General features: G+C 49.0%; 16 protein-coding genes. 2 read left to right on the top strand and 14 right to left on the bottom strand.

The window, feature by feature from the left end:
- Positions 1-86: 86 nt before the first annotated feature.
- The 10 genes from rmf to pepN all read right to left on the bottom strand — a co-directional run bounded on the left by rmf (position 87) and on the right by pepN (position 17,934).
- Positions 87-260 carry a ribosome modulation factor gene (rmf, locus tag Q4579_RS03835; RefSeq protein WP_303561762.1) on the bottom strand — a complete coding sequence of 58 codons (174 nt, stop codon included), beginning with the start codon at positions 258-260 and terminating at the stop codon, positions 87-89.
- A gap of 167 nt (positions 261-427) precedes the next feature.
- A complete protein-coding gene (locus tag Q4579_RS03830; protein ID WP_303561761.1) occupies positions 428-2,455 on the bottom strand; it encodes a DUF3466 family protein in 2,028 nt (675 codons plus the stop codon).
- On the bottom strand, positions 2,455-4,383 hold the full coding sequence (locus Q4579_RS03825) for an ABC transporter ATP-binding protein (RefSeq protein ID WP_303561760.1): 1,929 nt from the start codon (positions 4,381-4,383) through the stop codon (positions 2,455-2,457). The genes Q4579_RS03830 and Q4579_RS03825 overlap by 1 nt, the downstream gene beginning before the upstream one ends.
- Complete coding sequence (locus Q4579_RS03820; RefSeq protein WP_303561758.1) at positions 4,370-4,618, bottom strand: glutaredoxin family protein; 249 nt, start codon at positions 4,616-4,618, stop codon at positions 4,370-4,372. The genes Q4579_RS03825 and Q4579_RS03820 overlap by 14 nt, the downstream gene beginning before the upstream one ends.
- 33 nt (positions 4,619-4,651) lie before the next feature.
- The gene (gene rlmKL / locus Q4579_RS03815) at positions 4,652-6,796 is read right to left on the bottom strand and encodes a bifunctional 23S rRNA (guanine(2069)-N(7))-methyltransferase RlmK/23S rRNA (guanine(2445)-N(2))-methyltransferase RlmL (protein ID WP_303561757.1); all 2,145 of its coding nucleotides are present in this window, start codon (positions 6,794-6,796) and stop codon (positions 4,652-4,654) included.
- Positions 6,797-7,896: 1,100 nt separating this feature from the next.
- Positions 7,897-8,436 (bottom strand): cell division protein ZapC, encoded by a 540-nt coding sequence (locus Q4579_RS03810; protein WP_303561755.1) that lies wholly within the window; start codon positions 8,434-8,436, stop codon positions 7,897-7,899.
- Positions 8,437-8,682: 246 nt separating this feature from the next.
- Complete coding sequence (pyrD, locus tag Q4579_RS03805; RefSeq protein ID WP_303561753.1) at positions 8,683-9,702, bottom strand: quinone-dependent dihydroorotate dehydrogenase; 1,020 nt, start codon at positions 9,700-9,702, stop codon at positions 8,683-8,685.
- 45 nt (positions 9,703-9,747) lie between these two features.
- Entirely contained in the window at positions 9,748-14,577 is a 4,830-nt protein-coding gene (locus tag Q4579_RS03800; protein WP_303561752.1) for an NAD-glutamate dehydrogenase, read from the bottom strand.
- Between the two features lie 422 nt (positions 14,578-14,999).
- Entirely contained in the window at positions 15,000-15,221 is a 222-nt protein-coding gene (locus tag Q4579_RS03795; RefSeq protein ID WP_303561750.1) for a DUF2835 domain-containing protein, read from the bottom strand.
- Between the two features lie 88 nt (positions 15,222-15,309).
- Positions 15,310-17,934, bottom strand: a complete 2,625-nt coding sequence (gene pepN, locus Q4579_RS03790) for an aminopeptidase N (protein WP_303561749.1) — start codon at positions 17,932-17,934, stop codon at positions 15,310-15,312.
- A gap of 400 nt (positions 17,935-18,334) precedes the next feature.
- On the opposite strand from pepN, the gene pncB reads away from it, so the two are divergent.
- The gene (gene pncB, locus Q4579_RS03785) at positions 18,335-19,531 is read left to right on the top strand and encodes a nicotinate phosphoribosyltransferase (protein WP_303561747.1); all 1,197 of its coding nucleotides are present in this window, start codon (positions 18,335-18,337) and stop codon (positions 19,529-19,531) included.
- A gap of 74 nt (positions 19,532-19,605) precedes the next feature.
- Here pncB and Q4579_RS03780 read toward each other — a convergent pair whose 3' ends face one another.
- The 4 genes from Q4579_RS03780 to Q4579_RS03765 all read right to left on the bottom strand — a co-directional run bounded on the left by Q4579_RS03780 (position 19,606) and on the right by Q4579_RS03765 (position 23,727).
- Complete coding sequence (locus tag Q4579_RS03780; RefSeq protein WP_303561746.1) at positions 19,606-20,271, bottom strand: lipocalin family protein; 666 nt, start codon at positions 20,269-20,271, stop codon at positions 19,606-19,608.
- A gap of 226 nt (positions 20,272-20,497) precedes the next feature.
- A complete protein-coding gene (gene prc, locus Q4579_RS03775; protein WP_303561744.1) occupies positions 20,498-22,501 on the bottom strand; it encodes a carboxy terminal-processing peptidase in 2,004 nt (667 codons plus the stop codon).
- A gap of 17 nt (positions 22,502-22,518) precedes the next feature.
- Positions 22,519-23,157, bottom strand: coding sequence for an RNA chaperone ProQ (gene proQ / locus Q4579_RS03770; protein ID WP_303561742.1), 639 nt, complete (start codon positions 23,155-23,157; stop codon positions 22,519-22,521).
- A 111-nt stretch (positions 23,158-23,268) separates the two neighbouring features.
- Complete coding sequence (locus Q4579_RS03765) at positions 23,269-23,727, bottom strand: GAF domain-containing protein (RefSeq protein ID WP_303561740.1); 459 nt, start codon at positions 23,725-23,727, stop codon at positions 23,269-23,271.
- Positions 23,728-23,810: 83 nt separating this feature from the next.
- Here Q4579_RS03765 and Q4579_RS03760 point away from each other — a divergent pair, with 83 nt between their 5' ends.
- Positions 23,811-25,643, top strand: a complete 1,833-nt coding sequence (locus Q4579_RS03760; RefSeq protein WP_303561738.1) for an ABC transporter ATP-binding protein — start codon at positions 23,811-23,813, stop codon at positions 25,641-25,643.
- Positions 25,644-25,672: the final 29 nt, after the last annotated feature.

Genomic DNA, 25,672 nt, shown 5'->3' with positions numbered 1-25,672 from the left:
TTTTCCTTTTTTGGAAGCCAGATAAAATGAAAGCCCCTACTCCGAAGGGGCTCTGTATGGTTGGATATGAGGGGGAAAGACTATTATTATTTCATTCGGCCAGAGTGCAGTTCTTCTCTTGCATCTCGCCAGCCACCTAGCCAATTCATACGGGCATCCACAGTTTGATATGGACATGCGTCACTGGAACGACCACTTAAACCAGCTTGATAGCCTCGAGATTGTGCGCGTTCCATACGATCCCGCTTTTGTCTCTTCATAGTTCGATCCTCATCCTTATTCGTATTGATCATTACCATTACATAATGATGGAGCTTTTGTGGCTCCACTTCTAAGGATTGGATATTTCGACTCAGATATCAACCTACAAAAAAAAACAGGCTCACAAGTTGTGAGCCTGGTTAAAATTTGAACAAATCTGACAAAGTTACCGTTTCCGGCGTAACCCAAATAATGCAAGAAGTGACAGCGTCACCAGGCCAATTGAGCCACCTTTCCGGGAAACCGTGTCTTTTTCTTCAACACGCGGTTGTACCGTCGCATCAACACGCGGCACCAGCTTCACCGCGACTAAACGTTCATCGCCTTCACACTCAGCAGACTTACTCAAACTTTTATAGCCGGTGTCGCATTTCAGTGCAGTTGCCGAGATCACACCCGCATCATTGATGCCTGTGGCCTGAGCAATACGAAACTGGTTCGCATGACCACCCACAACATCATCATTCGTCAGGTCATCGAGCAACCAGGCTGATTTTGCTGGCAATGCATCCGTGACCACGTCACTACCGGACAGGTAAGTGAAAGCGCGTTGACGGCGCTGACGACCGTTCACCTGATTGACCGTTTCGGTATCGACCCAACCGACAATCTGGCCACTTTCATTGATCTCACTGGCGAATCCATTCGAACCCTGGAAGAACAGGCTGCTGACAGAGCTGTCCAGCCAAGAGAAAGTATTCTTGTTCACATCAAACAGATACATTCTTTCTGCGAATGAACGTTCTTCAGAGCGGGCAGACTTAGCCACACCGATCACTTTACCCTGCCCGTTAATATCTGTGGCAATGGTATAGCGGTAGATACGATCGTTACCCGATTCAATATTCAGGTTCGGAATATAGGAAAACGTCCAATCGTCTGCTTTCGGTGGCTGTGTGGTATCCACACCCTCTTTCAGTTTGTACACTGCAGCGCGGACCGCATAGTAATCGTTATCCACGGAATCTGTGGTGTAACCGACCATCACCGGTTTGCTGTCAACCAATGCAACCGCACGGGCAGATGCCTGGAAAGAACGGTTGCTGTCGTCCGGGTCGAGTGCTGGTCGGTCCGAAGGACGCACGGCAAGCCGCTGCGCTTCCGGATTCGTTGAACCATCAACATTCCAGAACACGGCATCGTTGGCAAACACCATAAACTGACAAGCCCAGGACGCCTGATCCGTACCAAACAACTGGGCGGGATTGGAAGCCTTGGTTTTACAGTTATTCAGATCCCCCCGGCTGATTGGCACATCGTCTGGCAACTTGATGTTGTTATTCAGCTCAGACGGTGAAAATGCCGCGCTGCCGACCACCAGCAAGTTAGCACTACCAACCGGAAATTCAACCGCATCCGTTGCCAGCGTTTGTCCTGTGTGCTTGACCAGATCATTGCCTGCAATCGGTAACAGAGAAACCATATTGCTGCCCAAATTCACAAAGCCACGCTTATTGAACTGGCGGGCATAGCGATTGTTTTGGGTAAAGTATGCTGAACTGGTGACGCCAAGCACGTAATCACCCAGTGTCGAAGATCCCACAGCGCTCACTGCGCCGTTGGCAGAAACATGATCTCCCCCATCCACCAGCGTTCCCAGTGAAGCAGCATCATAATTGTCGGCGCTATTCGCAAACGTTGTAACACGATCGAAAGCGTCTGAGCCGTTGTCGAGCATTGGCAACGTATTGGCATAATAATTGTTCCGCCAGGCAAACTGCTCTTTGCGCAAGCCCCCGAAGCCCTGTCCGTCTTCGGGATTATCTGTGTTATACCCCGTGCCAAAGAAACGGGTATTGGCCCAGCTATCACAGGTATTAAAGCCAAGGGACGCATCACAATAACGCTCTAGAGACCACTGGTCGTTGATCTGCTGAAAGTTATCCAGCTGATACGGGATTTCATCGCGAATATCGATGCCATCACTACCAAACCGGCTTTCGCCAAACACTTTGTAGTTTGCTGCCGTACAGCTGGTTTCAAAGCATTTTTCACCGGAAGACGGGCTGATCCCCTGACCGTAAAACTGAACATTGTCTGTCAGTTCGCTTGTATTCTTATCGTAATATTGCAGCGTATCCACACCACTGCTGTCGCCAGAGACTTCAACGATGTCGTAGACAGCCGCCTGAGCCTGAGTCGCACTGGCGATCAAAACCGCCAGTGTCGAAAACGTAAACGTCTTATGTCGCATTAGGATTCCTTCTGCATTGCTTCTAGCTCTTCCCAGCGCTCAAATGCGGCTTCAAGTGCCTGTTCCGCCTCCGCAAGGCGTGACAGGGTCACTTGCGTATCATCCGATGCGCTCTGGAAAAAGGCAGGATCATTAATTGTCACCTGCAGTTCAGCAATTTCATTTTCCAAATCTTCTAAACGAGCCGGCAGATCTTCAAGTTCCTTCTGGAGCTTATAAGACAGCTTCTTCGCAGGCTTCGCCCGGTTGGCTTGCTGCCGCTCTTTGTTTTCGGTCTTCTTCTTTTCAGCCTCAATGGCTTCAGCTTGTGCTTTCGCACGTTGGGCAACTGAATTAGCGCGTTGTTCCTGAGCATCATGGTAACCGCCAACATACTCATTCACGACACCCTGACCTTCAAAAATCCAGCTTGTGGTCACTGTATTATCCACAAACTGACGATCGTGACTGACCAGAAGCAAAGTGCCTTGATAATTGGCAAGTATTTCTTCCAAAAGTTCCAGAGTTTCGATATCCAAATCATTCGTTGGCTCATCGAGTACCAGCAAATTATTTGGTTTCAGGAAAAGTTTGGCCAGCAACAGGCGGTTTTTCTCCCCACCGGAAAGCGCTTTGACCGGCGTTCGGGCACGTTTCGGATGGAACAGGAAGTCCTGTAAGTATCCCAGCGCATGACGGCTACGGCCATTAACCATGACTTCCTGCTTGCCTTCTGCCAAGTTGTCCAGCACTGTCTTTTCCGGATCCAGAATTTCACGATACTGATCGAAATAAGCCACTTCGAGCTTGGTACCACAATGAAAGTGTCCTTCGGTCGCCTGCAGCTCACCCAGCATTAGTTTGAGTAAGGTACTTTTACCACAACCATTCGGACCAATCAGTGCGATCCGATCGCCACGCATCACATTAAAGCTAAAATCTTTGATAATGGGCTTGTCATCGTAGCCATAGCTTAAGTGTTCAGCTTCAAAGACAACCTTACCGGAGCGACGCGCTTCCTGAAGTTGCATGTCGGCTTTGCCCGTAACTTCACGGCGCTCACTCCGCTCAACACGAAGCGCCTTCAGTGCACGTACCCGACCTTCATTACGGGTACGGCGTGCTTTGATGCCCTGACGAATCCAGGCTTCTTCCTGTGCAAGCTTCTTGTCAAACTCGGCATTCTGCTCGCTCTCCACACGCAGCAACTCTTCTTTCGCATCCAGATACTTGTCGTAGTCTCCCGGGAATGAGTTGAGCTGTCCGCGGTCAAGGTCAACAATCCGGGTCGACATCGAACGGATAAATGCCCGGTCATGCGAGATAAAGATAATCGAGCCCCGGAAATCTTTCAGAAAACCCTCCAGCCACTCGATCGTTGCAACGTCCAGGTGGTTCGTCGGCTCATCCAGCAGCAGAATATCGGGCTCACTGACCAGCGCACGGGCCAGCGCAGCTTTACGCTGCCAACCGCCCGATAGATCAGACAGCAGTGTGGCCGGTTGAAGTTCAAGGTGCTCCAGAACCGCGGTGATCCGATTATCAAACTGCCAGGCATCCGCATGGTCGAGTTGTTCCTGCACCTTTGCCAGACGCGCAAAGTTCGTGTCGCTGGCGTCGGTGGTAATGGCATCAAGCAAGTGATGATAATCCCGAAGCAAGCCACCCACTTCAGCCAGACCTTCGGCAACATAATCGAACACATTGCCTGCCGCATCACGCGGGGGATCCTGTTCCAGACGAGCAACTTTCAACTCGCTCATCCGCTGAATACTGCCATCGTCCAGTTGGACTTCCCCAGCGATGACTTTCATCAGTGTGGATTTGCCAGCGCCATTACGGCCAACCAGACACACTCTTTCATTCGGTTGCAGTAAGAATTCTGCGCCATCCAGTAAGGGATGGTCGCCATACGCCAATTGGGCGTTGCTGATTTTAATTAATGCCATGAGTCTTTAACCAATTCGACAGTTCGCTGGCATCAAAAGGCCAGCCAAGCTCAGAAACAGAACCATTGATATTCAGGGAAACCACAGGAATAGTGACGCCGTAACGGGAAAACAGGTCGTCATCAAACGCAATATCAATCACGTTAACCTGCCCGGCAACACCGACTTCTGTAAGCAGCGCATATGCCTGCTCACAGAGGTGGCACCCTTCTGTACTGTAAAGGATGATAGACAAGAAAAAATCCCTTAAATCTCAAACACAGGCGATTCAGGCATCGCCATCCTTGTGGGTGATAATCCAGCAGTTATGAATCTGCTGATTTCGTGCAAAGTCCTGCGGTAATGTGGAAGCAGAGATGTTCTTCGCCTGCAGACCCAGCTCTGCTAGTTTCTCGAGATCCATTTTAAAATGACGCTTATTATTCGAGAACACAATCTCTCCGCCCGGACGCAACATCCGCTTCAGATTTTCCATCAGCATGATATGGTCGCGCTGCACATCAAAGCTTTGTTTCATCCGCTTTGAATTCGAGAACGTTGGCGGATCAATAAAGATCAAATCAAAGGACTCATCCACTTCCTGCAGCCACTGCAGACAATCCGCCTGAATATATTCGTGCTGACGGCCCACCTGGCCATTCAGCGCCATGTTTTCCTGTGCCCAGCGCAGATAGGTATTCGACATATCGACGGTTGTCGTCGACTTCGCACCGCCACAAGCAGCGTGGACAGTCGCAGAGCCGGTATAAGCGAACAGATTCAGGAAATCTTTGCCTTCCGCCATCTCACCCAGTCGGCGACGGGTAATCTTATGGTCGAGGAACAGGCCCGTATCCAGATAATCAAACAGATTGACCTGAAGTTTTACGCCGTACTCCATCACAGTCATATAGCGTGAGGCATTAGACAACTTCTGATACTGACTCTTCCCTTTCTGGCGTTCCCGAACCTTCAGAACCACCTTATCGCTCTCAACGCCAGTCACCTGAATCGTTGCACGCATGATATCCATCAACCGGCGACGGGCAGTTTCTTCCGGAACTGATTTCGGTGCTGCGTATTCCTGAATCACAATATGATCTTTGTACTTATCAATCGCAGCATTGTAATCCGGCAAGTCGGCGTCGTAGACGCGGTAACAGTCCAGTTTTTCTTTTGCAGCCCACTTGTCCAGTTTGGCCAGATTCTTCTTCAGACGATTCGCAAAATCCGGAGCAACCTGCTTCTCTTCGAGCTGCCCTTCATCCGCACCTTCAACCTGCTTCACACCACCGGCTGTAATCAGGTAAGTTTTCAGGACACAATCCAGCGCACCATTGCGCAGCTTGAATTGTTTGTCAGCACGCATCCGCAAACAGCTCAGCAGTTCGTTGGACGATGAATAAATGGAAGCCACAGAACCCGCAAATGCAAGTTTCAGGCGATTCCCGAACTCCGTATACAGAGAAATCAGTTCAGGCGTTGTGCCCAAACGCTCACCGTACGGCGGGTTACACAAAATCACACCGGCTTCAAAGCCATTCGGCTTGACCAGTTGCGTGGCATCACCGTATTCAAAATCGATGAGCTCACTGACACCAGCGCGGCCCGCATTGTCTCTGGCCACACTCAGCATGCGTCGGTCTTCTTCCCGGCCGAAGAAACGGCAGGTGACTTTACCGACACCACGGCGCGCTTTCACGGAAGCTTCAGCATGAATCTCTCTCCATGCCGACTCATCAAAGTCGTTTAAGGCTTCAAAACCCCAGCGCTTTCGTTTCAGGCCAGGCGCAATGTCTGCCGCAATCAACGCGGCTTCAATCAACAGCGTGCCGGAACCACACATCGGATCCAGCATCGGTTGCTCCGGTGTCCATCCGCTTTTCATCACTAACGCTGCAGCGTGTGTTTCACGCAACGGGGCTTTACCCGCCTCGGTCCGGTAGCCACGCTGATGCAAGCCACTGCCCGCCATATCCAGTCCGATAATCGCTTTCTCACCCGACAAACGAACATGAATCCGCAGATCCGGGCGCTCACGGTCGATAGTCGGACGCTGTTCATTGCTTTTCACAAAGCGATCCACAATGGCATCTTTGACTTTCATCGCACCATACTGGCTATTGCGGATTTCGCGGTTGGTCCCGTTAAAATCAACAACAATACGTGTCCGGGAGCTGAAGTATTGCCCCCAGTGAATCGCTGTCGCACCCAGATAAAGATCCAGGTCATTTCTGACATTGAATTCACTCAGTACCTGAACAATCCGTGAAGATACACGGGTCCAGAGGCAACACCGGTATGCTGTATGCTGATCAGCAGAAAAACGGACCCCGGCATGCACGACTTTGACCTGTGATGCACCCAGTTGTGTCAGTTCATCGGCAAGGAGATTTTCCAGGCCACGGGAAGTAATAGCGAGATATTGGTTCATGAGGTTCTTTTCATACAAATGTTGACGGCGATTATAACTGATATCCCCGCCAAACGCCTGTATCACAACAATCAGCCGCACTTTTTTTAAAAAGTATCCTCGCAAGCGATTTGAAAACCACCAACCTGCATCCTTCAGGGACTGAAACAGCTTTGCTTCCTTGCCCTTCAAAGCACTGCACCCGCTCAATTTGCCATCGACAGATGTCAAGCAACCCCAAAATCATCGTTTCCACAGAGAAACAAAACAATGGAAGTCACTGAAAAACCAAGCAGAACATCACGTCTGTAAGCGCCCACACTTAAGGTTACCTCTTGTTTCCCAGAGGAAACAATCACACATACCCATTCATTATCAATAAGTTAGAATCAACAGGGATACAGCCATGGCCAAGAGCATCAGACAAAGGAACAGTCAGTGGCTCTTCAAAGATGGTAAGCGCTCGCCTCGGCGTTGGCTTTGTATAGACAAGGGCATCATTCTTTCCCGCTAGGAAATCATTGATTATTTCCCGCCAGGAAACATAAAACACAACTCACTTTCAACTGTGTTTCTGAGTTACAAAATAGAGGAAAACGAGGAAATATTGATACCTGTAGACAAAAAAAGACGCTGGATAAATGGCAATTTTTTGCCATTCTGTGACAAAAAGAGGCATGAAAAAGTGCAAAAATTTACTGTATTTTGACTTGGTTGCCACTTTTACATTGGCACTGCGTGCAGGTAAATCACACGATCGGGTGAAAAATCCCTCGAACAAGGCGCGTTATGCCTCTGAGGAGACCGGAGAACGGAAGACATTCAGTTCAGGGTAGCCTGAGCAACACTGCTATGCTCTACCCGATTTTCGAATGGCAAATGAGATAGAACGCATTCGCAGTCATCCCTGCATCAAGACATTTTCGAGCTTCTGTATGAAAACAGATTGATTGAAGTCTCTTAAGCATCAGAAAATGGGGGCAGATACAGTGACTGATCAGTACTGTTCACAACATTAAAATGATGACGTTTGGCGTAGATTCAGGGGGGAGGAATTCGTGCGTTCAGGGCGGTGGATTGGTTTCAAGGAGGATACAGGTGGGACACGCCCAGGCCGGCTTTTAACCGACTAAAGCGTATCCCAACTCCTGATTGAGCTGCACCGGCTGCATTCTGTCGTTCATCACCTTAATGACACAACAAAAGTCCAGATCTTTCCCGACAGCCAGGCGATGCGCATTGACATCAGCCAGCATACACAGGCTCGCACAGCCACTATTCTCAATCACTAAATAGGCAGCCGAACCAAATTCGGTGTCCAGCATGATGATTTCACCGTTCTGAGGGCTGTATTCCCTCTCCTGCTGGGTGAAGAACCAGCTTTTCGGCATCATCGGTTTGTGAAAGCGGCTTGCCGCCACGGCGTTTAATGCCAGCTCAACCTTACGGGGAGCAGATAGCGACAGCGCTTGGATGTTTTCAAGAAATGTTTGATACGTACTGGCATCATCCACGGTGAATTCACCGCGGGTAAATGCACAGCTGATTAAATGCTTGCTCGGAATGGAAACGCGGAAAACCATCTCTTCGCCCAAATCGAGCATCAGAGAGTCATTCTTCTGGTCGTAATACCACGTCCACGAATTGTTTGGTTTTAACACGGTAGGCTCCAATGTCAGTATTCAGACTGTAATCAAAGCAAGAAAATGAGTACGTAAAGGGAATTGTACTAAGCAACTGATAAATTAAAAGGGGAAAAAACTTAAGAGATCATGAGGTTAGAAAGTGTAATTTTGACAATTTCGACTGTTTTATCATGCTTACATATGAAAAAACGCTCACAAAATCGTGAGCGCTTGTCTGGGCATCTGAAGATTATTCTGTGACGGCGTCACAAAAAGATTGAATTAACGCAGATCGCAATGCATCACGATGTCTCTGACCAGCTTAGGACCGTGATAAATAAAGCCTGAATATATCTGAACCAGGCTTGCGCCCGCCAGCAGCTTCTCTCGGGCAGAAATGGCGGAATCAATGCCACCAACGCCGATAATCGGGATCTGGCCTTTCAATTCATGATTCAACATCCGAATCACTTCCGTGCTGCGATGCTGCAATGGACGGCCGCTCAGGCCCCCTGCTTCATCACAGTGCGGCATGCCTTGCACCAGTGTACGGTCCAGGGTTGTGTTCGTCCCGATCACGCCATCGATCTCATTTCGGACCAAGGAATCCGCAATCTGGATCAGTTCGTGATCTTCAAGATCCGGCGCGATCTTCAGCGTAAGAGGGACATAACGATTATGTTTCGCTGCCAGTGACTTCTGACGTGCTTTCAGCTGCGTCAACAGATCGTCCAGCGCTTCACCATATTGAAGCGTCCGGAGCCCAGGCGTATTCGGAGAAGAGATGTTCACAACGATATAGCCAGCATGCTCATAGACCTTATCCATGCAGATCAGGTAATCCTCGGCACCCTTCTCTACCGGTGTATCTTTATTCTTACCGATATTAATGCCGATGATGCCGTCGTACGTTGCTTTCTTCACGTTTTCGACCAGATAATCCACACCCTGGTTGTTAAAACCAAAGCGGTTGATGATGCCTTCAGCAGGTTTAACACGGAACAGACGAGGCTTGTCATTGCCAGGCTGAGCTTTCGGGGTCACCGTACCCACTTCTACAAAGCCAAAGCCCATGGCGCCAAACGCATCGATGCATTCGCCATTTTTATCCAGACCAGCAGCCAGGCCGACAGGGTTTTTAAAGCGGAGTCCCATCACTTCAACAGGACGTTCAGGGAGGTGTTGACGGTAAAGAATATCGAGAGGTGTACCGGTGAAGCGAGAAAAGTTCTTAATAGCCAAATCATGCGCTTTTTCAGGGTCTAACTGAAACATGGCCGAACGCGCGAGGCGGTAAATCATTATACCTCCTTAAAAAAAAGCCCCGTATAAACGGGGCCACATTATTCACTGATTTGGTTTGCAATTCAAATTTAATAGCACCAATTCCCGCATAGCAACTGAGAATTTTGCGAATTCATGGGCAGTACCCACTTTGAACTCAGCAAGCACACTTTCCCAACGCTGAATCGCAGGATGATGATGCTCAACCCACATATCAATCAGCGTTTCAGGCGCCTCACTGCCCTGACCTGCACCAATCACCGCGGAAGTCAGCTGGCGTTGCTGCCAGTCCAGATCTTCACGGAATGATGCACGCGCCAGTGCCTGCCAGTGGTTTTCTACCGGCTGGTTGTGAACCTGCTGGAGGAACCAGTGCAGCGACAACTGCGCACCCAGTACAAAGTAAACGCGGGCGATAAAGCCAACTTCTTTGTCCATTTCCTTCGCAATCTGCGCGATATCCATGGCTGAGTACAGGCTGCTCAGGCGGGCAATGTTATGTGCCAGCGCTGCCGGAACGCCCTCTTTTATCATGCCTTGCGCCTGATCATCATGCTCCTTCACTTCATCGGCAACCAGGTAGCTTTCCAGGTTGTCGCGCAGATCGTTCAGGGTTGGCTGATAGAACGTAATCTGTGCTTCGATGCCCATCTTACGGTCGCGGTTGCGCAGGAACCAACGTGTGATTCGGCGCAGCATACGACGGCAACGGTACATCATTTCGTATTGGATATGCGCCGGAACCTGATTATCCAGTTCACGGATTTGCTCGAAGAAGGCTTCAAAACCAAAGACTTCACGACCAACCGAATACGCTGAAGAGATTTCAGCCACAGTTGAGCCCGTCTCTTCCTGCAGACGAGTGACGAAGTTACAGCCCATCTCGTTCGACATCTGGTTTGCCAGAGAAGTTGCAATCAGCTCACCTTTCAGCGGGTGATTTTCCATCTGATCACGATATTTCTCTTGCAGCGCTTTCGGGAAGTAAGCCGGCAGCAGACGGTTATGATAAGGATCTTTGGTGATCTCATCCGTGACCAGTTCTTCTTTCAGAACCATCTTGCCATAAGCAACCAGTACAGCCAGTTCAGGACGTGTCAGGCCCATACCTTCTTTCTCACGCTCAACCAGCGTGTCATCATCTGGCAGGTACTCCAGCGCACGGTCCAACTTGCCTTCTTTTTCCAGATGATGGATAAAGCGGATCTGCTCTTTCAGCAGGTTGACATGCAAATGCTGCGTGACAGAAATTGACTCACTCTGCGTATACGCATCATCCAGAACAATCTCACCCACTTCATCTTCCATCTGCTCCAGCAACTCATTGCGTTGCTTGTAAGTCAGATCGCCTGCGGCGACCAAGCCATTCAGCAGGATCTTGATGTTCACTTCGTTATCTGAACAGTCAACACCACCAACGTTATCGATAAAGTCGGTGTTTACGCGGCCGCCATTTTTGGCAAATTCCACACGGCCCAGCTGAGTCATCCCCAGATTACCGCCTTCGCCGACGATCTTCGCACGCAGCTCGTGACCGTTCACACGCAGACTATCGTTTGCACGATCGCCCACATCGGTGTGTGTTTCTGATTCAGACTTCACGTAAGTGCCGATACCACCATTCCACAGCAGATCAACTTCCATGGTCAGGATCAGTTTGATCACTTCGTTTGGCGTCAGAGTCTGCTTGCGGGTGCCCAGAAGTTTCTGGATCTGAGGTGTCAGTTTGATGGACTTGCTGCGACGGGAGAAAATACCACCGCCTTCAGAAATCAGCGCACTGTTGTAATCTTCCCAGCTTGAACGTGGCAGGTTGAACAGACGATTCCGCTCTTCCCAGCTGCTCGCTGCATCCGGATTCGGATCCAGGAAGATGTGCATGTGGTTAAACGCAGCAACCAGACGGGTATGCTTGGACAGCAACATGCCGTTACCAAAGACGTCACCAGCCATGTCACCAATACCCGCACAAGTAAATTCGGTCGTCTGACAGTCCACACCGATTTCGCGGAAATGACGTTTCACGGATTCCCAGCCACCTTTGGCGGTGATCCCCATCTTCTTATGGTCATAACCATTCGAACCACCGGAAGCAAACGCATCCCCCAGCCAGAAGTTGTAATCAGCAGAGACAGAGTTCGCCAGATCAGAGAATGTTGCTGTGCCTTTATCGGCTGCAACGACCAGATACGGGTCATCTTCATCGTGACGAACCACATTGGCCGGATGACTGACGTCACCTTCAATGATGTTGTCCGTGACATCCAGCAGCGCACGGATGAAGCGCTTATAACAACGCTGACCTTCGGCAAGGATTTCTTCACGAGTTGTCATTTGCGGCTGACGCTTACAAACGAAACCACCTTTCGCGCCCACAGGTACAATCACGGTGTTTTTCACTTGCTGCGCTTTCACCAGACCCAGGATCTCTGTCCGGAAGTCTTCCTGACGATCAGACCAGCGCAGACCACCCCGTGCGACTTTGCCGCCCCGCAGATGAACACCTTCGATATCTGGTGCGTACACGAAGATTTCAAAGAAAGGCACCGGTGCCGGAATCTCAGGGATCTCAGATGGACGTAGTTTCAGTGACAGCCAGGGCTTTGACTGACCGCTTTCATCCACCTGGTAGTAGTTGGTCCGCTGGGTCGCCAGAATCATTTCCATGTAACGGCGAATGATCCGGTCATCATCCAGGCTTTCAACCGCTTCCAGTTTCTCGTTGATCTTCGCAATCAAGCCATCTTGTGCTTTCTCGCTAAATTTACGGGAAGGATCAAAACGCAGAGCAAAAAGATCCACCAGATCACGTGCCAGATCCGCATGATTACCCAGCGTATCTTCGATATATTGCTGACTGAACGGGAAACCCACCTGACGCATGTAGCGTGCATAGCTTCGTGCGATGGTGATTTCTCTTCCGGTCAGACCGGCACAGAACAGAAGGCGGTTGAAACCGTCACTTTCCAGCTCGCCGTGCCAGATCGCATCAAAGGCTTCCTGGAAGCGATCGCGTGCATCAGACAAATCGATCTCGTGACAGCCGTTGACCAGCATTGCGAAATCCAGAATCCAATACACCGTGCCATTGGCAGTCACGATTTCATACGGTGATTCACCAATCACACGCAGGCCAAGGTTTTCAAGCATTGGCATCACGTCGGACAGATGGATCGGTTCATCACGGTGATACAGCTTCAGCTTCACGAAGCGAGAGTCAGTCGCAACTTCCTGAGGACGATAGAACAACATCCCCAGTTTTTTGTCTTCACTCAGGCTTTCCAGCAACTCAATGTCAGCAACCGCAGAACCAGGCAGCGTCTGCTCTTTATAAGAACGAGGGAATGCACGCCCGTAATTTTTCACCAGAGGCGTTCCTTCGTTTTCACCAAAATTGGAAATCAAAGAATCGCTGAGGCGATCTTCCCAGGAAGCTGCTGCTTCAACCAGGTTTCTTTCAATGGCTTTCACATCTACATCAAAATTATTGTTATCGACACGCACGATATAATGAGTTCTCGCTAGTGGGCTCTCAGAGAAGAATGTGGTGAAATCCACATTTTGATCAGAGCCAAAGTAATCTTTAAAAATCTTTTGCGTCTTGATACGCAGTTCGGTGTTGTAGCGCTCACGCGTGACATAAACCATGCATGAGAAGAAGCGACCGAACGGATCCCGACGGACAAACAAACGCAGCAAATCGCGGTCCTGCATACGAACTACACCGCTGGCCACATCCTGCATTTCTTTTTCGCTGGCCTGGAACAGCTCATCACGCGGATAAGTTTCCAGAATATTGTTCATGGCTTTCCAGGAATGTGAACCTTCTGAGTAGCCGCTGCTTTCCAGAATACGAACCACTTTGTTGCGGATCAGCGGAATGTTCATCGCTGTCTGATGATAAGCGGTTGCTGCATACAGACCAGTGAAACGATGTTCACCAATGACATTGCCGTCTTTATCCAGACGCTTAATCCCGATGTAGTCGGTATACGCCGGTCGGTGAATCTTCGACTTACCGTTGCTTTTCGTCAGAATTAGTAAGTTCGGTTTTCTCGCTTCGACACGCGCCGATTCAGGCAAGTCAGACAACATGAGTGAGCGGGCTTTCCCCGGCTTACTCAGCAGACCCAGACCTTTTTCATCACACGGACGTAATTCAAAGTCGCCTTTCACAGGCACCAGATCATACTGGTGATAACCCATAAAGGTGAAGTTATGGCGAGTCACCCAGTCCAGAAACTCAATCGCTTCCTCACGATGGCTCTGTTCAACCGGGACTTTGGCCGATTTCAGCTCTTCTGCGATCTCAAGCATTTTGCTCTGCATGGCTTGCCAGTCATTGACCACCAGCTCAATATCTTGCAGTACCTGCTCAAGTTCGTTTTTCAGGGCATCCATCTCGGCTTTATCAGAGAGACGATCCACCTCGATGTGGAATAAGGTTTGCAGATCGCCTGTTTCTCCACACGCTTCGATGATGACCCCTTCCTCATCGCGCTTGAAGAAATACGGGCCATTGAACATCAGATGGCTTGCAATGCCCTGACGATTCAAAGTCATCCGTACAGAGTCGACCAAGAATGGATGGTCAGGCGTCACAATTTCCACAACCGTGTGGGTTGACTGCCAGCCATAACGACTCAGTGTTGGGTTATATACACGAACAGAAATTTGGTCGGGTTTGTTTTGGACCAGATGATGCCAGAGGCTGAGAACGGCACCATACAAGTCAGATTCATTCCGTTGAAGCAGATCGTCATCTGCCAGTTGTCCTAACAATCGTTGAGCAAACACTTCGACTAATGACTGCTGAGGGGTTTCTATCTTGTCCTGGATTAAGCCATACACTTTTTCAAGCAGTACCGGCACTATTGGGTCAGGTGCGGTCATAGCAGATGCTCCATCGTTATTACTTTTATCAATCTAGTTTAGGGTTTGATAACGACGCCCCGAGTTCAGCACTAAAAAACTTCTCTCTGGCGAGGTTTTGTTGACTCGGGAGCTATTGTAGGGCGTTTTGTTGCCAAATGGTTACGATAATTCCTCTGTAATTAGAAGAAAAAATCGAATATGTGACTAAGGTAGATGTTTTGAATGCCTGGGCCCGGAAAGGTGTTATTTTCAATGCAATAACGGGCTTTCAAGCCGTTCTATCTGGTCTAACCATCTAGAAATAAAATAGTTTTTTCTAGCTGCGAAACTAGTCAAAAGTGAACAAACTGAAAGCAAAACGATGTTGTCAGCGCCAGATAAAAACTCTCCATTCGCATAATTATGTAGAACATTTGTTAATATCTGACTAAAGAAAGGATTTAAGCGATTTTCTCCAACATTTCGAGCCGGTTCTCTGGTGTCACACTCACCCGGAAACGTCCCCGGATGCCGACCTGACTCAAAAATGGCCGGAGCCGGCTAGCAGGAAGTTGCAGTCGTAATCCTTCGTCGGTGTAAACCAGCACAGCACTGGCAGCGCCAGAATAATGCTGGAGAAAAGTATGATAGGAAATGTCGACTGAAAAGCTATATCTCTTCATGTAAACAGCCTGAATCTCGGTCCTGTGGGATGAGAGAATGAAAAAAGCTCCCTTTTGAAAGGGAGCTTTTGATTAAAGCAAATCAGCATTATTGTTCAAGTGCTTTTTCCACTTTCTCGAACAAATCTCTCGCCAGATTCTCCATCTTCGCCAGTTTTTCCAATTCGGCGCGCATCAGTCCCTGTCGGGCTTCATCGTACAAGCGATACTTCAGGAAAGGCTCAATCAAGCGGGAAGCCACCTGAGGATTCGTTGTGTTCAGCTCCGTGAGAATTTCCGTCAGGAACTGGTAACCGCGGCCATCCGTTGCGTGGAAACGCGACGGGTTATTGGCACAGAAACTTGCAACCAGACTCCGGGTCCGATTTGGGTTTTTCAGGCTGAATGCCGGATGTTTCATGGTTTCATAAACGGTATCCAGCGCATTCGCTGCCGGATTTTTACCCTGAAGAATAAACCATTTGTCCATCACCAGGCCGTCATGTTGCCACTTCTCGCTGAAGTCTTGCATTTGTGCTTCACGACACGCCAGTTGCGCCTCGTTGGCTGCTGACATCGCGGCCATGGTATCTGTCATGTTATCTGCCTGGGCGTATTGAGCAGCAACCAGCTTTTCTCCCTGTGCCGTCAGCGCCAGATAAGACAAACAACGATTCCGCAGCGAACGCTTGGCAATGGCCTCATGGGACACGACATAACCGGATTGTTTCAGCGAATGATAAATTGCAGCCAGTTCATCTTCCAGCTCTGTCGCCAGAATGGTTTCAAGCGCGCCCATCACAGTGTGAATAGCATCTACATCGATCACGTCATACCAGCCTGCCACTTCATTTTCGCTTGGCAGGGTCAGCATTTCGGCAATAAATGCCGGATCCAGTTTCTCATCCAGTAATGCACCGCGGAATGCATCCACCACAGTTTCAGGGAAGACGATCGTTTCACCCGACTGGACGGCTGCCACGTTGCGACGGATATATTTCGCTAGCAACATCTGGCCTGCATCCCAGCGAGCGAACTCATTTCGCGCATAAGTCATCAGGAAAACCAGTGCTTCATCGCTGTAATCGTATTCCAGAACAACTGGTGCAGAGAATTCACGCAGCATCGAAATGACCGGCTGCTCGTATACTTCATCAAAGATGAACGTCTGCTCTGCCTGTGTCACATTCAGCACTTGTCCGACGGGCTCACCGTGACGTTGTAACTTTATGACATCACCTTTGCTGTCATAAAGTTCAATATCGAATGGGATATGCAGGGGTTGCTTGTCTTGCTGACCTGCGGTTGGCGCTGTATGCTGTTTCACCGTGACGTGGTAACGTTGAGCATCCGCATCATAAGCCGTTGTCACACTCACCACGGGCGTCCCGGACTGGCTGTACCATAAGCGGAACTGTGTCAGGTCCACGCCCGAAGCATCTTCCATTGCCTGAACAAAATCATCACAGGTTGCAGCGGTGCCATCATGACGCTCAAAATACAGCTTCATCCCTGCCTGGAAGCCAGCCTCACCCAGCAGCGTATGCATCATCCGAATGACTTCACTCCCCTTTTCATACACAGTCAAGGTGTAGAAGTTATTCATCTCAATGACTTTCTCCGGACGAATCGGATGTGACATTGGGCCACGGTCTTCCGCAAATTGCGGGCCACGCATGATGCGAACATTATGGATGCGGTTGACCGGACGCGAGCCCAGATCGGATGAGAATTCCTGATCGCGGAATACAGTCAGACCTTCTTTCAGACTCAGCTGGAACCAATCACGGCAGGTCACCCGGTTACCGGTCCAGTTATGGAAGTATTCATGACCGATGACAGATTCAATTCCCAGATAATCGGTATCTGTGGCTGTCGCAGGATTAGCCAGAACGTACTTCGAGTTGAAGATGTTCAGACCTTTATTCTCCATTGCCCCCATGTTGAAGAAATCAACGGCGACAATCATGTAGATATCCAGATCGTATTCCAGACCAAATCGCTCTTCGTCCCACTTCATCGAGTGAATCAGCGAGTGCATGGCGTGTTCTGCGCGGTCCAAGTTGCCTTTGTCGACAAAAATCTCCAGCGCAACTTCCCGGCCACTACCGGTTTGATACGTATCGCGCAGGACATCAAAATCACCGCCAACGAGCGCAAACAGATAACACGGTTTCGGGAACGGATCCTGCCACTGTACCCAGTGCCGACCATTTTCCAGTTCACCACTGCCGACTTTATTGCCGTTGCTCAGCAAAAACGGGAAGCTGGCTTTCTCTGCAATGACTTTGGTCGTAAAACGGGCCAGCACATCCGGGCGGTCAAGGTAATACGTGATACGCCGGAAACCTTCTGCCTCGCACTGAGTACAGAAACCACCGCCCGACTTGTATAAACCTTCCAGTGAGGTGTTCGCTTCAGGATTGATCTCTGTTTCAATCGTCAGTTCAAATGCAGCAGGAAGTTGGCGAAGGATCAAACCCTGGCTGGTTTCTTCATAGTCTTGCCAGCGCTCACCGTTCACTTCCACCCGGCACAAGGTGAGTTCGTCGCCATCCAGTGTCAGTGACGTTACGCCTTCATTGACCCGCTTGACCTGGCTGACCGCAACAACCCGAGTTGCCGTATCATGCAGATCAAACGTCAAATCGATATCGGTAATGGTGAAATCCGGTGCCTGATAATCAGCACGAAATTTAGCAGTCGGTTGTGCGGCAGTCGGTTGATCAGCCATATAAATCCTTCCTTAATCATCCATATTGGCAGTCTCGCGGTTTCCATGTTTTCATTCAAACTCAGCTTGCGAGACTGAAACGTTACAAAAACCCTCAGCGTAAGGCCAACGGGTCAAACAGCCATAAAGGCAACCAACCCCCTGCTGACAGGACGACAGATAACAATGCTTAAAAGTTGGTCAACTATACTTATACGTAATGCGTTCAATGAAACACTTTTGCCTTTACACTGAATGAAGACAAAATGTTAGCAGATACCACTTAGACTGAAAATCTTATCTTTTTTACTTGTTACCTCTGTCTCGTCGCGTAACAATGGCAAACTCAAAAAAAATTCCAATTCTGACACTTTGCCCAAGCCAATTGATTTTAGTCGTTTAACAGGAATAACTCAGTCATATGAACCAAAATATTCAGCCTTGGATCATTGATTCATTGCTTGATACTGATGCGTATAAGCTCCATATGCAACAGGCCATCTTTCATCTCTATCCGGATGTTGAGGCCGCAGCGGAGTTCCGTTGCCGTAGCGATGAAGATCTTCGACCTTATAAAGCCGAAATTCAGCAACAAATTCAGCACCTGGGTGAACTGCGATTTACACAGGACGAAATCGAGTATCTGGCCAGCCTACCCTTTTTCCGGCAGGATTATCTGGATTTCCTCAGAGATTTCCGACTAGATCCGTCACAGGTTGTGGTGGGAGAAGATGAAACGCAACTGACGGTTCGAATAGAAGGTAAATGGCTGGATCTGATCCTGTGGGAAGTCCCGTTACTCGCCATCATTTGTGAAATTCGATGTCGTGAGCTTTATCCAAACGCAACACCTGAAGATGCCATTGCTCATCTGAAAAGCAAGCTCACCCACTTCTTTACGTTAGCCGACGATACCGATGTCAGTCAGTTCTCTCTGGTAGATTTTGGTACCCGACGCAGATTTTCAAAAGCTGTGCAGTATGCCGTAGTCGATCATCTGAAGGATCATTTCCCGCAACTTGACGGGACGTCTAATTATCATCTGGCCCGAACCCGCCATCTGACGCCAGTCGGAACACAGGCACATGAATGGTTCCAGGCGCATCAGCAACTGGCAGGAGAGCTGGCCGATTCCCAGCAACTTGCGCTCAACCGGTGGTTGCAGGAATATCCGGATTCGCTGGGCATTGCACTCACCGACTGCATCAATATGGATGCCTTCCTGCGCGACTTTGACCTGAGGCTGTCTCAGCGATTCAGCGGCCTTCGCCATGATAGTGGTGATCCGATTGCCTGGGGCGAAAAAGCCATTGCACATTACCAGTCACTGGGTATAGACCCGAAAACGAAAACTCTGGTATTTTCCGACAGTTTGACACTGGAACGAGCGCTGAATATCTACCAGCATTTTTATACTCGCATCAATGTCAGTTTTGGGATCGGCACCAATATGACCTGTGACATCCCTGGCGTCGACACCCTAAACATTGTCCTGAAACTGACAGAATGTGAGGGACGGCCCGTCGCCAAACTTTCAGATGAACCGGGCAAAAGTATTTGTCAGGACGCAGCATATCTCGATCAACTGCGTGAAGCTTTCAAGATTGCGAATGATTAAAACATCCTCATGAATCACAGAAAAAAGAGAGAGGCTTTGCGCCTCTCTCTTCGTCATGTTAAGAAAAATCATGCTTATTGCCGTTGCATCACAGCTTCCATCCCAAACTGCCGGTTTGTCAGCGTCAGCGTATTGTCTTTCCCTAACTTGAAGTGACTGTCATGCTGCCCGTCTTCATAAATCAGCACGATGCGATCATCTTCAAGATAGTAAATTCCTTTGTGCTCTTTACGTGTCCCGTCCTTCCCTATCACCTGCGCTGAAAACAGAAAATCGGGCCTTAACGATAGTTTCAGTTCAGAGACGCTCTTATCTACATCCTGTCCTTTGATCATCGAGGATCGCCAGTGGCCGGGCAGATTCTCAGGGGCAAGTTTGGTAAACCGGGCACCGTCTAACAGGAACTGATTATAACTCAAAACATATTCGTGCTGTTGCGATGGCTGGTCGACAGAGTTCATCGTGATTGTGGATTCATCGATGTCATATTTCCCGCCCCATTCGTCAATCCGGCCGTTGGTTCTGAGTAAGCGTACCGTGAACCGATACGACGAATTGAACTTGATGTTCATTGCCCGGTAATGAATCCCTTCGCTTTCAACCCCCTCATCTGTGGTGCTGAACCAGTACCAGTCACCCAGCAACAATGGATAATCAAACTCTGTGAGTTCATCTGCAGTCGCAGACTGAACCCAGGATAAGATCCCAATCAGAAAAGAAAAAAGTACAGCTCGCAGCATGATAATACCCCAGAAAAATATCATCCCCTCTTATCACACTAGTTCCGCTTGCATTGTTGCGCGCAAGAATCCGACAAATGTCACAGGTATTGCACGCCATGTTTCAAATCCGAGACAGGTTGACAGAGGAAAGTTATCCGGGAATGCTGCGGTTTAACAGCATCATTCAACGAAAAAAACGGCGCATAAGCGCCGTTTTTACTGTGACATGTTCGTCAGATAAGCATCAGCTTTGTTCTGCTTTGACCAGATCAGCGGTAATTGCTACCGCTTCATCCAGGTACGCATCAGGTGCTTCGTAATCTTTCGGCACATCTTTCAATGCCAGGAAAGGTTTTTTGCCCAGCGCTTTCTGGCGGGTATTCAAGCGTTCCAACCGTTCTTTCTCTTCCAGATCCTGTTCCATCCGTCGCTTCTGTTCATTCAGCGACAAACTGTTCAGATCTTTTTCAGCTTTATACTTCGAAATATCATCGAAGATAAAACCAAACTCACGATCCTGCTTGATCCGCTGCATATGCTGCGCGCGAAGGGATGGCAGTAATGGCGAGAAGTCATACATTTTCTGATAGCCAGCGGGTTTAATGCTATCCCAAGGCAAAGCGTTGTCTTCAACACTTTCACCGGTATCTGCCGGATCAATCGCAGTCGGGAAACTGATGTCTGGTACAACACCCAGATTCTGCGTACTGCCGCCATTAATACGGTAGAACTTCTGAATGGTGTACTGAACATGACCCAGCGGCTTATCAAACAAGTCATAAATATGGTTCAGAGAACGGTGCTGCTGCACTGTACCCTTACCAAAAGACTGCTCACCAATAATGACTGCACGGCCATAATCTTGCATTGCTGCTGCAAAAATTTCGGATGCAGATGCACTGTATCGGTTAATCAGCACAGTCAAAGGGCTGTCAAAATAAACGCGGTCATCAGAATCCCCGTTGACTTTCACCCGGCCATAGCTATCACGGACCTGAACAACCGGACCACTGTTAATGAACAATCCAGTTAATGCCGTGGCTTCGGTGAGTGCTCCACCACCATTGTTCCGCAGATCAATGACAATGCCATCCACCTGCTGCTGGTTCAGTTTCGCAAGCTCTTTCTTGGTATCTTCAGACAAGCCCACATAGAAGCTTGGAATCTCAATGATACCAATCTTACGGCCCTGATGAGTCTCTACAGAAGACTTTGCAGCCCGATCTTCCAAACGAATTTTATCGCGAACAATCGTGACACTGTAACTCTTAGCATTCGATCCTTCCGGCAGAATCTCCAACCGGACTTTACTGCCTTTCGGTCCTTTAATCAGCTGGACGACATCGTCGAGACGCCAGCCAACGACATCGACCATATCTTTGCCGTCCTGAGCAACACCGACAATGCGGTCGCCTGCAGACAGCTTCTTAGAGTTTGATGCCGGACCACCAGCCACCAGTGAACGAATCACCGTATATTCATCATCCACCTGAAGCACGGCACCGATCCCTTCCAGAGACAGATTCATTTCAGACTGGAATTGTTCGGCACTTCGAGGAGAGAGATAGCTGGTATGGGGATCGACTTCGCGGGCAAATGCATTCATGTAGATCTGAAATACATCTTCGCTGTGACTCTGAGTTAAACGCTTTAGCGCATTGTTGTAACGCTTACGCAGTGTTTCCTGAATATCTTTCCAGTCTTTACCCGCGAGTTTCAAGTTTAGCTCGTCGGATTTCACGCGCTCGCGCCAGATCTCATTCAGCTCATTGCGATCTTTCGGCCAAGGCAGTTCTGAACGATCAATCACCATATCTTCCTGAACACCGAAAGACATCGGCTTATCCAGTAGTGTTAATGCGTATTGATATCGATCGAAACGACGTTTCAAAACGGTATTGAAGATGTCGTAGGCCGCCGTAGTTTCGCCACGTTTGAGCTGATCATCTAACTGATAACGCCATTGTTCAAACTGTTTGATGTCTGACTGGGTCAGAAAGCTCTTGTTGTAGTCCAGCATTTCCAGATATCGGTTGAAAATGTTGACCGAGAACTGATCATCCAGTGCGAACTGGCGATAGTGAGAACGAGTAAATCTGGAGGCAACTCGTTTGCTGGCGGTGGCATGCTGTTTTTCCGGTGTTAAAACAGGCAATTCACTTTGTGTGTGTGTGGCTTCCAGAGCCTGAGCTGATGCTGCCAGCACAATACCGGCAGCAATCAGTGAGAAACGGAATCGACAGTTCATACGTCGAGCATTCTCCTTTATGAACGCAGGTGCTCCGCTTTCACAACCATGGTCAGGCCATTAGTCAAACGGACACGCACATCGTCCTTATTAATTTCCACAATCGTGGCCGGCATGTTGCCAGTGCCCATATTCACACTGACATCCTTACCCACGGTCACTTCATCAGAAGACAAAGCGCGAGTGGTTTCTACCGGCTTCTTATCTAGCTTAGACGTTTTTGGTTTAACGTTTCTAGCTTTAGGCGATTTTGCTCGAACTTTCTTTGGCTTAGCGTCACCTTCTGTAGCGGCTTTCGCTGCAGCCTGCTCTTTACGACGAGCACGAACCTTAGCTTTGCTTTCTTCAAGCGCTTTCTGTGCGTGCTCGACATGTTCCTGTTCTAACACACCACACTCATTGCCATCAAGGTCAATACGGCTAGCGCCGGCTTTAACACCATGAAGATAACGCCAGGAAGAAGTGTACTGACGAAGCGCTGCTCTCAACTGAGTTTTACTGACTTTAGGATCGTCACTCAGTCGTTCAGCGAGGTCTTGGAAGATACCAATTTTTAATGGTTTAGCTTCACCTTCAACAGTAAAACACTTTGGAAATTGCGCAGCAATATAGGCAATCACTTCTTTACTGTTCGTTAACTTTTCAGAGTTTTCCATGGACTTTCCTGACAAAGCGAGAGTATCTCGCTGTTAGTGCTTTTTAATTAAAACCAATAAGTGCGGGCTATTATAATTACCTAATACTGAAAAACCACCGAAAGCATACAATTAGAGCTTAATTTGTAGTTCCTCAATGAATGAAACTAGCCCGTCTTCGTCTTCCTGGTCAAATCTTGACAGACTTGGACTATCAATATCCAACACGCCGTACAACTGACCATTCACTGAGAATGGAATCACGATCTCAGAATTACTCGCCGCATCACATGCAATATGCCCTTCAAATTGATGCACATCACTGATGCGTTGAACTTTATTTTCTGAAATCGCCGTCCCGCAAACTCCCCGGCCAACCGGAATCCTGACGCAGGCAGGTTTGCCCTGAAACGGACCAAGAACCAACTGATCTTCTTTCAACAGATAAAAGCCAACCCAGTTGATATCCTCTAACTCCATGTTGAGTAAGGCACTAATATTAGAAATATTCGCAATGACATCCGGCTCGCCGTCAACCAGTGCAACCGCTTGCTGGGTCAGACGACGATAAAATGCTGGTTTGTTTTCCATGGCTTACTCCTTATATAGCCGCTAAAATGGCACTTTTTCCGAAAATAGGAATCGTTCTCACTGTGAAAGATACGACGAATCAAATGATTAACTGGTCATGGTTGATAAAGCAAGCAAAACATCACAAAAAGAGACTGGTTGCTGCCAATCTCATCGCTGTGGTTGCAACGCTGATCAGTGTCCCTATCCCATTGCTGATGCCGCTGATGGTCGATGAAATCCTCTTACAGCAACCCGGACAGGGCATCGCTTTACTGAATCATTTTCTCCCTGAATCCTGGCAGGCCCCCGCTGCCTATATTTTGCTGGTCCTACTGATGGTTGTCCTGATGAGAACGGCCAGCCAGGCGCTGAATATCCTGCAAAGCCGACAGTTCACGCTGGTTGCTAAAGACATCACCTATCAGATGCGCCGCCACCTCATCGATAAACTGGGCCGCATCAGCATGCGCCAGTATGAAGAACGTGGCAGTGGTGGGATCACCTCACACCTGGTGACTGACGTCGAAACCATCGATAAATTCGTAGGCGATACCCTGAGTCGTTTCCTGATTGGTGTGCTCACGGTGCTGGGAACTGCGATCGTTCTCTTATGGCTGAACTGGGAACTGGGTCTCTTTATCCTTCTGGTCAACCCTGTCGTCATCTATGCCTCCCGGAAAATGGGCAACCGGGTCAAACACCTCAAACGCCATGAGAATCAGGCGTTCGAAAAATTTCAGCAACGGCTGGTGGAAACCTTAGACGGAATTTATCAGTTGCGTGCAGCAAACCGGGAAAAAGAGTTCCTGAATCACCTGAAATCGCATGCCGATGGGATTCGTCACAATGCAGATAAATATGCCTGGCAATCCGAAGCTGCCGGACGCATCTCTTTCCTGCTGTTTTTGATTGGGTTCGAGTTGTTCCGCGCCGCTGCGATGCTGATGGTCCTGTTCAGCGACTTAACCGTTGGTCAGATGTTTGCCGTTTTCGGTTACCTCTGGTTCATGTTAAGTCCGGTTCAGGAACTGCTGGGGATTCAGTTTGCCTGGTATGGCGCGTCTGCAGCCATGCAGCGCCTGAACCATTTGATTCAGATTGAAGAGGAAGTTCGCCCGGTTCCGAAAGTCAATCCGTTTACTGCACAGGATCCAATTGCCATTGAGATCAACAACCTCGATTTCGCCTACGATGATGATAAGAAAGTCCTGAACGGTCTGAATCTATCGCTCCCAGCTGGCAAGCGCATCGCACTGGTTGGGGCATCCGGCGGCGGAAAGTCGACCTTAATCCAACTCCTGCTCGGCATTTATCAAAAAGACAGTGGCGATATTTTCATAAACGGTCATCCGGTTGAAGAAGTCAGCTACGAAGCACTGCGGGAAAAAATGGCGGTCGTCTTACAGCAGCCCGTGCTCTTCAATGACACTTTACGTCAGAACCTGACCCTTGGCGCTGAATACGAAGATGCCCAGCTCTGGCAAGCGCTGGAAATTGCCCAACTGACGGATGTAACACAACGTTTGAATGATGGCTTAGAAACACAGATTGGCCGGCAAGGGATTCGTCTGTCCGGTGGCCAGCGCCAGCGTCTGGCGATTGCGCGCATGATCCTGAGCAATCCAGATTTTGTGATTCTTGATGAGGCAACGTCTGCACTGGATACCGCGACAGAAGCTGCATTACATACAGCCCTGAATGAATTCTTGTGTGACAAAACCACCCTGATTGTGGCCCACCGGCTGTCTGCCGTGAAACAGGCCGATCTCATTTACGTGCTGGAAGATGGCCAGGTGAGCCAGACAGGTACGCACTCCGAGCTGGTCAGGACATCGGGGTTGTATCAGACCCTCTATGGCTCTGTGCAGACTGGAGAGACTGAACCAAGCTTGAATCATGATAGTGCGGCAGTAGCCAGGTTCAATACAAAATAATATAGTGTCTGTCAGTTGAAATCATTGAT

This window comes from Photobacterium sp. 1_MG-2023, assembly GCF_030547945.1.
In the GTDB taxonomy this organism is placed as follows: domain Bacteria; phylum Pseudomonadota; class Gammaproteobacteria; order Enterobacterales; family Vibrionaceae; genus Photobacterium.
The sequence above is the reverse complement of the archived record's forward strand: the minus strand, read 5'-3'. Positions and strand labels throughout refer to the sequence as shown.